The organism is Rhodococcus sp. WS1, from assembly GCF_003797745.1.
Taxonomy (GTDB): domain Bacteria; phylum Actinomycetota; class Actinomycetes; order Mycobacteriales; family Mycobacteriaceae; genus Rhodococcus_F; species Rhodococcus_F erythropolis.
The window spans coordinates 108,555-120,509 of record NZ_RKLZ01000003.1 but is presented as its reverse complement, the minus strand read 5'-3'; the positions used below and the strand labels follow the sequence as shown (position 1 = coordinate 120,509).

Genomic DNA, 11,955 nt, shown 5'->3' with positions numbered 1-11,955 from the left:
CGTGAACGAATTCGCCCGTCGGCCGCCGCGGCGCACACGAACGACTGCCCCGCAGTCCGGGGTCAGCCGAACAAACGATATTCACCGATCCGCTCCGCTGACAGGATCGCTCTGAAGGACGACCGACCAACTACCTGTGGAGCAAATATGTTGAACAACTGGAGTTCTCGCCGTCCCGGCGTTCGAACCTTGGCGGCGGCCGCGACGATCGGAGCGGCGGTTGCCCTCGTGCTTCCGGCGACTGCGTCCGCTGCCCCCGGCATCGAAGAAAGTGTGCAAGGAAGCATCGACAGTGGCAGCGCCACGATCAACGGAAGCGTCGGCGATATCGGGAACGACATCGCAAACGGCATCGCCAGCGGCAGCGTGGGCGACATCGTCGGCGGGATCGCCACTGGGAACCTCAACGACGTCCTCAGCGGCCTGAACGCCGGCTCGACCAGCGCGACGGACATCGTCAACGGCCTGGCCAGTGGCAACGTCAGGGACATTCTCAGTGGCCTGGCCAGCGGCAGCGGCGGCGGCGGATCGTTTGCACCCACGCAGCGCTGCGACGCCTCGACCGTCTCGGGCGGCGCAGGAATCACCAGCACCAAGCACGAACTCGGCCGCGGTGGCCCGACCTCGTTCGTGCTCGGCTACGAGACCGAAAACGTCCCGGACCTGATCGAGGTGTACTACGAAGGTCGGTTGATCCACAGCACCGGATACATCGGCGACAACATCAACGAGGGAACCGGTTCGGCGGTCGTCAACGTGCCCGCCGGTGGGGCGTCGTCCGTTCTGGTTCGCGTCACGGGCCCTGACCACACCGAGTGGTCGTACACCGTTCGTTGCCCCGGCGCCTGAGTCCGGTCCGGATCCGCGCGAAGACGATCATGCCTCGTTCGGCTGCTTCAGCCGAACGAGGCATGCGCGCGTTCAGCCCAGAATCTCCGGCAGCGCGACATCTTCGCCGAGAACGTGCTCGGAGAGGAACGCGGTGACCACCTCGTACCAGATCTTGGTGTGCTGCGGCTTGAGCACCCAGTGATTCTCGTCGGGGAAGTACAGGAAGCGATGGTCCGTTTTCCCGTCGTCGTCGGCGGGCAGACCTGACTCGGCGAGCAGTTCGTACCAGAGTCGCAAGCCCTCACCGATCGGAACCCGGTAGTCCTTGTCGCCATGGATGACCAGCATCGGAGTCGTGATGTCCGCGACGTACAGGTGTGGCGAGTTCTCGACGGCCATCTCCGGCGACATCTCGCGTTGCCAGTACCAGGCCGCGTCCGTCGTCGGGCCGAATTGATCGAGTGCCCAGAGGCTTGCGTGGGTGACGATCGCGTCGAAACGGTTGGTATGGCCGGCGATCCAGTTGGCCATGTAACCGCCGAACGAACCACCCATCGCGCCGGTTCGCTTAGGGTCGATCTCGGGCTGCGCGACGGCAGCATCGGTGATCGCCATCAGATCGGTGAAGGGCGCCTTGCCCCACTGACCCCACCCGCGCTGGACGAAATCCTGCCCGTATCCGGTCGAGAGTGCGGGATCGGGCAGCAGTACGGCATAGCCCTTGGCGACGAGCAGCCACGGGTTCCACCGCCAGGACCAGGTGTTCCACGAACCGAGTGGGCCGCCGTGGACCCAGAGGAGCAACGGCACCGGCGCGTGCGGTGCGGCGCCGGTCGGCAGTGCCAACCAACTCCGGACTGTCGAACCGTCCTCGGCGCGAGCGGTGATCTCGGTCAGTGTTCCCGGCAGCTCCGGCAATGCGTCGGGTCCACGAAGTGCGGTGATCTCACCGGATCCCAGATCCACCCGCACCACGTGCGGGGGCGCTTCGTACGAGGCTCGCAACGCGTAGATCGACTCGCCGTCCGGCGCCACTCGAACATCGGTGTACGCCGCGTCGTCGGCTGTCAGGCGCACCGGCTGACCCCACAGGTCGATGGTGAAGATCGGCCCTCGGCCGCCGTCGTCAGCGGTGACCACCAGCCCGGATCCGTCGGGTAGCCAGGCAAGTGAGGTAGGCCAGCGATCCCAGCCGTCGGCCACGCCGGTCACGGCACCGGATCCGAAGTCGTAGAGCTGCAGAGTCATTCGCGGTGCGGACTCCGGCGTGGTGAGAGTCTCCCGGATGAACGCGAGCTTGGTTCCGTCCGGCGAGAGCACCGGGTTGTAGACGTCCGCGTCGGCCTCGTCGACAAGGGTGGTTCGGTCGCCGGTCACCGTGTCGATCCGAACCAACGTCGATCGGCGGGCGGCACTCGCATCGCCGACAGTCCACGTTGTCACGACGAAGAGACCGTCGTCGGAAATCGTGGTCGACGTCTCTCGCAGCGCCGCGCCTGCAGTTGGAGTGATGTCCCGCAACTCGACGGATTCCTTCGAATCCGTCTCGGCGACAACCAGATGCGGATGATCGGGGCCCAGGTCGTGGTCCCAGTGCCGCACCGGATAACCAGTGTGCAGCATCGCCGTGACCTTCTTGTCCTTGCGCGCGGATCGCACCTGATCGTCCTGGTCGAGGCTGATCGCCGAGGCCATGACCGACGTCTGTGCCACGAACGTCGGCGCCGCCTTGGCCGCTGATACCGACGAGACACCACCGGGACGCGAGATCAGCAGCTGAGCTTCTCCGCCCGCCGCGGGTAGGCGCCAGAGTGCTGGTTGCGGATCCTTCTCGCCCGGCACGGCTCGCGTGGCAGTGAAGAGTACGTCGCCGTCGAACGCGAAGGCAGCACCGGACTCGCTGGTCGAACCCCAGGTCAACCGACGTGCAGGACGCCGACCTTCCGGGTCGATCTCCCACAACGAGGACACGTATTCGGCGCGCTCGTCGTCGAGAACGGCGCGCGCGCAGATCAGCAGCGAACCGTCAGGTGACAACACCAGGCCGGACAACCTGGCCAAGGCGATGTAGTCGTCGAGTTCGTCGAACGGTGTGCCTGCGTGGAGCTCGGGAATCTGGGTCACCACTAGTTGGTATCACGCGCCCCGCGGTTGACGCATCATTGCGTAGATCGTCGGCCCGCCGCCTGGCATCACGATGTCACGGGTCACTTCGAAACCGAAGCGGTTGTAGTACGGGATGTTCGATTCCTTGCTGCTCTCGAGGTAAGCGTCGACGTGTTCACGATCGCAACGCTCCAACCGGGAGTTCAGTAGGGCTTTGCCGTATCCCCCACCGCGCGCCGCGCTGCCGGTCCCGACCGTCGCGAGGTACCAGTGCGGCGAATTCGGATGTGCTCCTTCGAGAACGGAGCTGACCTCGGCCGCGTGTCGTAGCCCCCTGCCGAAGACACGCACCATTGCGGGCAGGCTCACGAGCCCGGAAATCCACGACTGCTTCCACCGCCCCGGCGGATCCCACAGGGTTGCCCCGCCGATCACGCCGTTGTCATCGGTGGCCACCTCGACACCGCCACCGGCGAAGTGGTGGTAACGAGCTTCTGCGGCAAACAGTTTCGTCAGGCGCTCAGCCCTGGAGTCCTCGTCCGGCAACATCCAGGCCATCAAGGGATCATCTTCGAACGCCTCGGCCAACACCGCCGACAGCGCCGGAATATCGGATCGGACAGCCGGCCGCACGTGTACACCCATGAGGCGAGAGTACCGCCGACTGTCCGAATCCCTGGACTTTGAACAGCGCTGTCCTTGAACCGATCAGACGAGCAAGCCCGCAATCCGCGGCGGAATCTGTTCGAGCGCATACGGCAAGCTCAGTACGGTGCTCCACGTCATGGCTTCGGCAGCAGCGTCTTCCAGAATGATCGCGCGGCCGTCCTTCACGACGTCGAGTTCCTGGTAGATCGGGGTCTTGTCCAATTCCGCCCGAAGCTTGTCGCCGTAGCCACCACCGGCGTACCAGACGAGTACGTCGACGTCCGCAAGCGAGAGTTGCTCGGTGCTGATCTCGGCGAAGTTACCCGTGATCTGATCGGTGACAGGCGGATTCACGAATCCGAGTTCAGTGAAGAACCTCACCTTGGGGTCTTCCGGTCCGTAGACCCCGAATTGCCCCGGCCCCTTCAACGCGCCGACCAGAACGGTCTTGCCGGCAAACGCCGGATTGGCCGTCTTCACGTCGGCGAACTTCTTGTCGACGCCGGCGATCAGCTCGGTGGCCTTTCCTTGCTGCCCCAGCGCTTCGCCGATGATGGTCGTCTGGTTCTGCCAGGGGATTCCGTAATCCGCGAACTCCTTCGGCTGCGCCACCGTCGGCGCTATGGCACTGAGTTTGTCGTACTGCGCCTGAGTGAGCCCGGAGTAGGTGCCGACAATCAGGTCGGGTGTCGTGGCAGCGACCTTCTCCATCTGAATGGTGGTGCCCGCGGTTCCGATGATCTCGGGAGTCGCCCCGTTCAACAACGGCTGCGCCCATGGCCACACACCGTAGGGGTAATCGCCGTACCAGTCGAAGGTTCCGACCAAAGTCCCACCGAGGGCGAGGATCGCATCTTGATCGTTGTATCCGACACTGACGATCCGCTGCGGATCCTCGGGCAGCTCGGTAGCCCCAAATTTGTGGGTGATCGATCCCGCAGAGTCGCCGCTGGGGGGCGTGTCCTCGTCGTTCGAACTGGAGCAGGCTGCGGCGAATGCCAGCAACGCTCCCGACGTGCCGATCAGAAATCCGCGCCGGGTCAGCCGACCTGCGTCCGTTCGATCCATGCTCTTACCCCTTAAGTCCGCTCGTTCGGTAGGTAAGGCTAGCCGATGAATGTCGCATTCCGGTGAGTTCGACCGGCCCATTCGATGGCAGTACCGCGCCGTTCGGGCCAGTATGGAGACATGACGCGCCAGGGCCCCTCGAAAGACATCGACGAATCGGATCTCGAAGTCACGCACCCCAAGGACTACGCGGCCGGAGTGCCAGCCGTTCTGGTGTCGCTGCAACGAGGAATCGAGCAGATGGGAGCCTTGCGGACCGCCCGAACGCTCACCAGGCTCAACCAGCGTCACGGCTTCGACTGCCCGGGGTGTGCGTGGCCGGAGACTCCCGGACATCGCAAGCCCGCCGAGTTCTGCGAGAACGGAGCGAAGGCCGTTGCCGAGGAAGCAACGCTTCGCACCGTCACACCCGAATTCTTCGCGGAGCACTCGATCACCGACCTCGAAGGCAAGACCGATTACTGGCTCGGCCAACAGGGCCGACTGACGCACCCGATGGTCCTGACCCCGGGAGCAACCCATTACCAGCCGATCGACTGGGACGGCGCGTACGCACTGATCGCCGAACATCTGAACGGCCTCGCGTCGCCGGACGAAGCAGTGTTCTACACCTCCGGCCGCACATCCAACGAAGCAGCGTTTCTCTACCAGTTGATGATTCGAAGCTACGGCACCAACAACATGCCCGACTGTTCCAACATGTGTCACGAGTCGTCCGGAAGCGCACTGACCGAATCCATCGGCATCGGCAAAGGCTCGGTGACCGTTCCCGACCTCGAGAACGCCGATCTCATCCTCATCGCCGGACAGAATCCCGGCACCAACCACCCTCGAATGCTCTCGACACTCGAGAAGGCAAAGGGCAACGGCGCCAAGATCATTGCCATCAATCCCCTCCCCGAGGCGGGATTGCGACGGTTCAAGGATCCGCAGAAAGTCTCCGGCGTGATCGGGCACGGAGTCGACATCGCGGACGAGTTCCTGCAGATCCGGCTGGGCGGCGACATGGCGCTGTTCCAAGGCTTGGGGAAGCTGCTGCTCGAGCAGGAAGATCGCGCTCCCGGCACCGTGGTCGATCGCGCATTCGTCGACCGCTACTGCGCCGGTTGGGACGAATACGAGAAGCACATCCGCGCGGTCGATCTCGACACGGTACTCGAGGCGACGGGCCTGTCGATGGCGCAGCTCGAGGAAACGGCTGCCGCGCTTGCCCGCTCCGAGCGAACCGTCACCTGCTGGGCCATGGGCATCACTCAGCACACACACGGAGTCGCCACCATCGAAGAAGCGGTCAACCTGCTGCTCATGCGTGGAATGATGGGCAAACCCGGTGCCGGGGTCTGTCCGGTGCGAGGACACTCCAATGTCCAGGGTGACCGCACGATGGGCATCTGGGAGAAGATGCCGGAAGAGTTCCTGTCCGCACTCGACACCGAGTTCTCGATCTCGAGCCCTCGCAAGCACGGGTGGGACACCGTGGACGCGATCCGCGCGATGAATGCCGGCAAGGCAAGCTTCTTCATGGCGATGGGCGGCAACTTCATCCAGGCCAGCCCGGACACCGCAGCCACCGAAACCGCGCTGCGCCAATGCGAACTCACCGTTCAGGTTTCCACCAAACTGAACCGAAGCCACGTCGTTCACGGGCAGACCGCAATCATCCTCCCCACCCTCGGACGCACGGACCTCGACGTCCAGGCCGGCGGAAAGCAGCTTGTCTCCGTGGAAGATTCGATGTCCATGGTGCACCTGTCGCGCGGACGCCTCACGCCGGTCAGCCCCTACCTACGTAGCGAAGTCGCCATCATCTGCCAACTCGCCCGCGAACTACTCGGCAGCGATCACTCCGTCCGCTGGTCGGCCTTCGAGGGCAACTACGACCTGATTCGCGACTCCATCTCACGAGTGGTGCCCGGATGCGAAAACTACAACACCCGGGTTCGCCAGCCGGATGGATTCCAGCTCCCACACCCACCGCGTGACTCGCGTGAGTTCCGCACGCACACCGGCAAAGCCAACTTCGGCGTGAACGAACTGCACTGGATACCCACTCCGAGCGGGCGCCTGATTCTGCAGACCATGCGCAGCCACGACCAGTACAACACCACGATCTACGGCCTCGACGACAGATACCGCGGTATCAAGGGCGGACGCAAGGTCATCCTCGTCAATGCCGAAGACATCACTGCACTCGGATTCCGCGACGGCGATCTCGTCGACATCGTGTCCGAGTGGACAACACCAGACGGAACACTCGAAGAGCGTCGGGTCACGGAATTCCGCATCGTCTCCTACGACACCCCCCGCGGCAATGCGGCGGCGTACTACCCCGAGACAAATCCGCTCGTTCCCCTCGAACACGTTGCAGCCAAGTCGAACACGCCGGTCTCGAAGGCCGTCACTGTTCGACTCGAAGCATCAGGCGCCTGAGATGGGACGGGTCACCGCACGAACACCGGTCGTTCGAATCTCGGGTGATCGGGTCGTCACGCGCCCCGACACGCTGGCCGTCGAAGAACCACTCGAAATGAGGGTTGGCGGTCAGGTGCTGGCCGTGACGATGCGAACACCAGGCAACGACGTCGACCTCGTCCACGGATTCCTTCTCAGCGAAGGCGTCATCGGTACCCGCGACGACGTGAGCGTCGTCCGGTACTGCGACGGCGTCGACGAAACCGGCGCGAACACCTACAACGTCCTCGACATCGCGCTCGCTCCCGGAGTGCCGTTGCCCGATCACACCACCGATCGCAACACCGTCGTCAGTTCCGCGTGCGGCGTGTGCGGCAAGACGTCACTCGATGCCGTCCGAACCACCACGCGGCATCCCCTGGTCGGTGACACGACTTCCGTCACCTCCACCGTCCTGTCGGCCATGCCGGTCACGCTTCGGGAGAGCCAACGGATCTTCGAGCGCACCGGAGGCCTGCACGCAGCCGGATTGTTCACCGCCACCGGCGAACTCCTGGCGCTGCGCGAGGACGTCGGCCGGCACAACGCAGTCGACAAGGTGATCGGTTGGGCAATCACCGACGGCCGAGTGCCGCTCTACGACACGATCCTGATCGTCAGTGGGCGGGCGTCGTTCGAACTCGTCCAGAAGGCCGTCATGGCGGGCATTCCGATTCTGGGCGCAGTCTCCGCGCCGTCGTCATTGGCCGTGGAGCTGGCACAGGAATCGGGGTTGACCCTCGCCGGTTTCATCCGCGGCGATTCGATGAACATCTACTCGCACCCGCACCGAGTCGAGGTCACGTCTGATTCGCGCGCAACTGAGCCGACAGTCGCACAGCGGAGTTGACCTCCCCGTAGCCCTCGTATCCACCCACTCGCTGCACGACCTCGAAGAACAGGTCTCCCCCGACCGTCGGGGTGAACAGGTGGAAGAACTCACCGCGGGCGTCAGCGTCGTAAAGGATTCCGGCGCTGCGCATCCGGTCGAGCAGTTCTGAATTCAGACCGAAACGTGCGTCCAGATCGTCGTAGTAATTCGGGGAAATGGGTAGCGGAGCAAAGCCCCAGTCCTGCATGGACGCAGCGGCACCGAAGATGTTCTCACACGCGAAAGCGACGTGGCTGACGCCGCCGCGACGGACCGTCGGCAGCCCGCTTCGACTGCCCTCCACCATGTTCAGTGAGATCCGCAGGGTATGTCCGTCACCGTCCTGAACGAGCGTGAGTGCCTGGCTCCGCATGAGTCCGACCGAATCGGTGACGTCCTGCCCCTCGTGCGGTTGCATCTCGAACACGGACCGCAGGAGCAGCATGATGCCGTCCCAACTCTCGGCCGGAACTGCCAGTGCCACGTGGTCGATCCCGGTGAACACTGCGCCCTGTTCACGATTGCGCTCGGCGGGCAGCGGGTAGATCTCGAATGCCGATTCCCACGCTGCAGCGCTGCCGGGGCCACGAAGGTCGATCGATGTCGCATCGGTGACCTTCAAGCGTACGACGTCCGGTACCTCGGAGTTCTCGTCGCTCGAACCGGGCAACTGCACGCGCGTCGCCGGTACTTCGAGAGCCAGAGCGCGCTCTCCCCACACTTCGGGTTCGGTTGCCCTGATGCCGATCTGAGTGAGAACCGGCAGATCCGCGGGGAGCCCGGGCGCCGTCCACACCGTGCCCGCTGTCGCGTCGACGGCAACGGTGAGCGGTCCGTGCCGCCACAACTGCAAGTCGTGATCGTGGTGCCGTCCGACCAGATGAAAACCGACGCGAGAGAGCATCGAGTGCACCTGGTCCTGTTTAGCCGGACCTGCAGCGATTCGCAGAGACACGATCCCTTCGAGCGGGGTGCGCTCCGGGGCGGTGAACAGCGTGAGTCCACCGGCGGCAGGGTTCGCGGCGGCGACCTGTTCTTCCAGATGGAGGAGCGACCGATGAGCGTCGATTGCCGTCCGCTGGGTGTCCGCGCGGCGGAATACGTCGTTGAAGATCTCGAGCGACCACGGTCCGTCGTAACCGGTGGCGTAGACATGCTGAGCGAACGCACTGAGATCGAAGCTGCCCTGCCCCGGGAAGTTTCGGTGATGCCGGCTCCACTGGAGGATGTCCATCGCCAAGAACGGAGCGTCCGCCAACTGGAGGAAGAAGATCTTCTCGCCGGGAATCTCGCGAATTCCGGCGGGATCGTCACCGCGCGAGAGGATGTGAAAGCTGTCCAGACAGGTACCGAGCGAAGGATGGTCGACGCCCTCGACGATCTGCCACGCATGGCCGTACGTATTGACGTGGGCACCCCACGCGAGCGCCTCGTAGGCAACCTTCTTGCCGTGCTCGGACGCCAGTTCGGCGAGAGCTCCGAACTGCTCTGTCAACTGACCGTCATCGTGACTTGCGGTCGGCAGGGGCGAGGAGCACACCAGGAGCGTCTCGCACCCCAGTTGATCCATCAGCTCGAATTTGCGTTGCACTCGAACAAGATTCCGAGCAAATTGGGCCTCGTCCACCGTGTCGAAGTCACGGAACGGCTGATACAGATCGAGGGTCAAGCCCAGATCCGCAGCCCGCGTTCGTAATTCCTTCGGGGACCACGGCGAAGCGACAAAATCCGGCTCGAACACCTCGAAGCCGTCGAAGCCGGCAGCAGCGATGGCGTCGAGCTTCTCCTCGAGAGTCCCACTGAGCGATACCGTCGCGATCGACGTCCGGACCGGGGCACTCACAGCGCTGCCGCAGTCTGTTCGCCGTGCACGAGTTCCGTCATGTGCGCGAGCATCCGCTTACTGTCGGGCTCGATGCCCGTGAAGATCCGGAACGCGTCGACGGCCTGAAAGACAGTCATTCCGCCTCCGCTGAGCGTCGGGGCTCCGATCAACCTCGCTTGACGCAACAGCTCGGTCTCGAGCGGGCGGTAGACGATTTCCGCTACCCACAGATCTGGACGGAGCAGATCCGGCGAGAATGCCATTCCGGGATGAGCCGCCATTCCCATCGGCGTCGCGTGGATCAATCCGTTTGCACTGCCGAGCACTTCGCCGAGGTCGCTCGTGTGTCGCGCCTCGACAACCTGCGCCGGAAACTGCTGCGCGAAGGTTTGTGCAAGTTCCTCCGCGCGAGGCAGGCTCGAATCGACCAACGTCAGTGTCCCGACACCGCGGGTGAGCGCTGCATAGGCAACCGCCGCACCGGCTCCGCCGGCACCGAGCTGCACGACGCGATCGAGCTGCGCTCTGGGAAGTCCGTCGTCGAAATTTCGGCCGAAGCCCGACCAATCAGTGTTGTGTCCGATCGCCTTGCCGGAGTCGAAGAGGACCGTGTTCACCGCACCGAGCCGGCTCGCATCCGGCGAGAGCTCGTCGAGGTGCTCGATCACCAACTGCTTGCACGGGTGAGTGATGTTGAGGCCGCGGAAGCCGAAACGTCTTGCATAGGTGAGAAGTTCACCGATGTCCGACGGCGCCATTCCCATCACGTCGAGATCGAGGATGCAGTAGACGTAAGGCAGGCCCTGTCTGCGCCCTTCTTCCTCGTGCAGGATCGGAGTCAAGGAGGCTCCGATTCCGGTGCCGATCAGACCGCAGAGGATCGAATCACTCATCAGTTCTTCCCTTCTCGGATGCAGACGAATTCGACTGCGGCGCTGTATCCGTCGATTCCCAATCCACAGATGACGGCGTCGGCGATGCCGGAGACATACGAGTGGTGACGGAATTCTTCGCGACTGTGGATGTTGCTGATGTGCACCTCCACGACGGGGGCATCGAGTGTGACCAGAGCGTCGCGCAACGCAACGGAGGTGTGCGAGTACCCACCGGGATTGATGACGATGCCCGCGACATTTCCCCTGGCCTCGTGGACCCAATCGATCAGTTGGCCCTCGTGGTTCGACTGCTTTGCCTCGACCACCACTCCGAACTTCTCGGCCGCCGCTTCACAGCGGGAAACGACGTCGTCCAGGGTGTCTCTCCCGTAGAACTCCGGTTGGCGCTGGCCCAACAGATTCAAGTTGGGTCCGTTGAGGACCAGAACCGGTAGAGATGGAGTCATCAAGGGCACCTCGGGGTTGACGCTCGAAACTAATGTACGAACTAGTGAGTTAGTTCACTGGACGTTACTCCCCCGACGTGAACTCGACAAGCAAAGTCGACAAACTGCTGGCAGATAGAGTGAGCACATGGTTTCCGAGCAGTCAGTGAACTCTGTGGTGTCGAAGCCGGAGAAACGACGCCGAAACAGCGATCTGACCAGGGTGAACATCATCGCCGTCGCGACCGAGGAGTTTGCCGACAAAGGCTTCGCCGGCGCCCGGGTCGACGAGATCGCAACCAAGACGCATACCACCAAGCGCATGATCTACTACTACTTCACCGACAAGGAAGGGCTGTACAAGTCGGTACTCGAGCATGCGTACAGCGTCATTCGTGCGCAGGAACGTGAACTCGACCTCGAGGGATTGAACCCCACGGCAGCAGTCCGCGCTTTGGCCGAACTCACCTTCGACCACCACGAACAGCACCCGAATTTCATTCGGCTCGTGGCCAACGAGAACATGCTCCGCGGCGAGCACATCGAGAAATCCGAGTTACTCAGCGGCCTCGGCGCCCCTGCCGCCGACCTGGTCTCGCAGATCCTGCACGACGGGCAGCAGTCTGGGGCATTCCGCTCCGACGTCGATGCGCTCGATATTCACATGTTGATCAGCAGTTACTGCGTCTTTCGTATCGCCAATCGGTACACCTTCAAAGCGCTCTTCGACCGCGATCTGACCGACTCGACGCATCGTGAGCATCTCCGAACAATGCTCGGCGACATGGTTGTTGCGTTCCTGACCTCGAAGGCGCCGTCCTGACCTACCCCGAA

The 11,955-nt window shown here is 63.3% G+C and carries 10 protein-coding genes; 4 read left to right on the top strand and 6 right to left on the bottom strand.

What is annotated here, in order from left to right; all coding sequences use genetic code 11:
* The first annotated feature begins 147 nt into the window (after positions 1 to 147).
* Entirely contained in the window at positions 148 to 849 is a 702-nt protein-coding gene (locus EEB12_RS25650; protein ID WP_133727564.1) for a hypothetical protein, read from the top strand.
* Between the two features lie 72 nt (positions 850 to 921).
* On the opposite strand, the gene EEB12_RS25645 is transcribed toward EEB12_RS25650, so the two are convergent.
* The 3 genes from EEB12_RS25645 to EEB12_RS25635 form a co-directional block, all read right to left on the bottom strand.
* The gene (locus EEB12_RS25645; protein ID WP_181447580.1) at positions 922 to 2,955 is read right to left on the bottom strand and encodes an alpha/beta hydrolase family protein; all 2,034 of its coding nucleotides are present in this window, start codon (positions 2,953 to 2,955) and stop codon (positions 922 to 924) included.
* Positions 2,956 to 2,967: 12 nt separating this feature from the next.
* Positions 2,968 to 3,582, bottom strand: a complete 615-nt coding sequence (locus EEB12_RS25640) for a GNAT family N-acetyltransferase (protein ID WP_003944518.1) — start codon at positions 3,580 to 3,582, stop codon at positions 2,968 to 2,970.
* Positions 3,583 to 3,645: 63 nt separating this feature from the next.
* Positions 3,646 to 4,653, bottom strand: a complete 1,008-nt coding sequence (locus EEB12_RS25635; protein WP_019749076.1) for an iron-siderophore ABC transporter substrate-binding protein — start codon at positions 4,651 to 4,653, stop codon at positions 3,646 to 3,648.
* A gap of 120 nt (positions 4,654 to 4,773) precedes the next feature.
* Here EEB12_RS25635 and EEB12_RS25630 point away from each other — a divergent pair, with 120 nt between their 5' ends.
* Positions 4,774 to 7,083 carry an FdhF/YdeP family oxidoreductase gene (locus EEB12_RS25630; protein ID WP_024487627.1) on the top strand — a complete coding sequence of 770 codons (2,310 nt, stop codon included), beginning with the start codon at positions 4,774 to 4,776 and terminating at the stop codon, positions 7,081 to 7,083.
* A 1-nt stretch (position 7,084) separates the two neighbouring features.
* Positions 7,085 to 7,954 (top strand): formate dehydrogenase accessory sulfurtransferase FdhD, encoded by an 870-nt coding sequence (gene fdhD, locus EEB12_RS25625; protein ID WP_020908229.1) that lies wholly within the window; start codon positions 7,085 to 7,087, stop codon positions 7,952 to 7,954.
* Here the strand turns inward: fdhD and EEB12_RS25620 are convergent.
* Genes EEB12_RS25620 through aroQ form a run of 3 tightly spaced genes read right to left on the bottom strand, consistent with a single transcriptional unit; the run spans position 7,905 to position 11,142 of the window.
* Positions 7,905 to 9,818, bottom strand: coding sequence for a sugar phosphate isomerase/epimerase and 4-hydroxyphenylpyruvate domain-containing protein (locus tag EEB12_RS25620; protein WP_141488753.1), 1,914 nt, complete (start codon positions 9,816 to 9,818; stop codon positions 7,905 to 7,907). The genes fdhD and EEB12_RS25620 overlap by 50 nt on opposite strands.
* Positions 9,815 to 10,693 carry a shikimate dehydrogenase gene (locus EEB12_RS25615; protein ID WP_141488752.1) on the bottom strand — a complete coding sequence of 293 codons (879 nt, stop codon included), beginning with the start codon at positions 10,691 to 10,693 and terminating at the stop codon, positions 9,815 to 9,817. Before EEB12_RS25615 ends, EEB12_RS25620 begins: the two co-directional genes overlap by 4 nt.
* Entirely contained in the window at positions 10,693 to 11,142 is a 450-nt protein-coding gene (gene aroQ / locus EEB12_RS25610; RefSeq protein WP_029538345.1) for a type II 3-dehydroquinate dehydratase, read from the bottom strand. The genes EEB12_RS25615 and aroQ overlap by 1 nt, the downstream gene beginning before the upstream one ends.
* A gap of 127 nt (positions 11,143 to 11,269) precedes the next feature.
* Between aroQ and EEB12_RS25605 the strand changes: the two genes are divergently transcribed.
* Positions 11,270 to 11,944: a TetR family transcriptional regulator gene (locus tag EEB12_RS25605; RefSeq protein WP_019749082.1), complete on the top strand. Its 675-nt coding sequence runs from the start codon at positions 11,270 to 11,272 to the stop codon at positions 11,942 to 11,944.
* Positions 11,945 to 11,955 lie beyond the last annotated feature (11 nt).

Bases quoted from the DNA above. Each gene is read 5' to 3' on its own strand.
- EEB12_RS25650 (WP_133727564.1), top strand. From the start codon at position 148: ATGTTGAACAACTGGAGTTCTCGCCGTCCCGGCGTTCGAACCTTGGCG.
- EEB12_RS25640 (WP_003944518.1), bottom strand. From the start codon at position 3,582: ATGGGTGTACACGTGCGGCCGGCTGTCCGATCCGATATTCCGGCGCTG.
- EEB12_RS25635 (WP_019749076.1), bottom strand. From the start codon at position 4,653: ATGGATCGAACGGACGCAGGTCGGCTGACCCGGCGCGGATTTCTGATC.
- EEB12_RS25630 (WP_024487627.1), top strand. From the start codon at position 4,774: ATGACGCGCCAGGGCCCCTCGAAAGACATCGACGAATCGGATCTCGAA.
- fdhD (WP_020908229.1), top strand. From the start codon at position 7,085: ATGGGACGGGTCACCGCACGAACACCGGTCGTTCGAATCTCGGGTGAT.
- EEB12_RS25615 (WP_141488752.1), bottom strand. From the start codon at position 10,693: ATGAGTGATTCGATCCTCTGCGGTCTGATCGGCACCGGAATCGGAGCC.
- aroQ (WP_029538345.1), bottom strand. From the start codon at position 11,142: ATGACTCCATCTCTACCGGTTCTGGTCCTCAACGGACCCAACTTGAAT.
- EEB12_RS25605 (WP_019749082.1), top strand. From the start codon at position 11,270: ATGGTTTCCGAGCAGTCAGTGAACTCTGTGGTGTCGAAGCCGGAGAAA.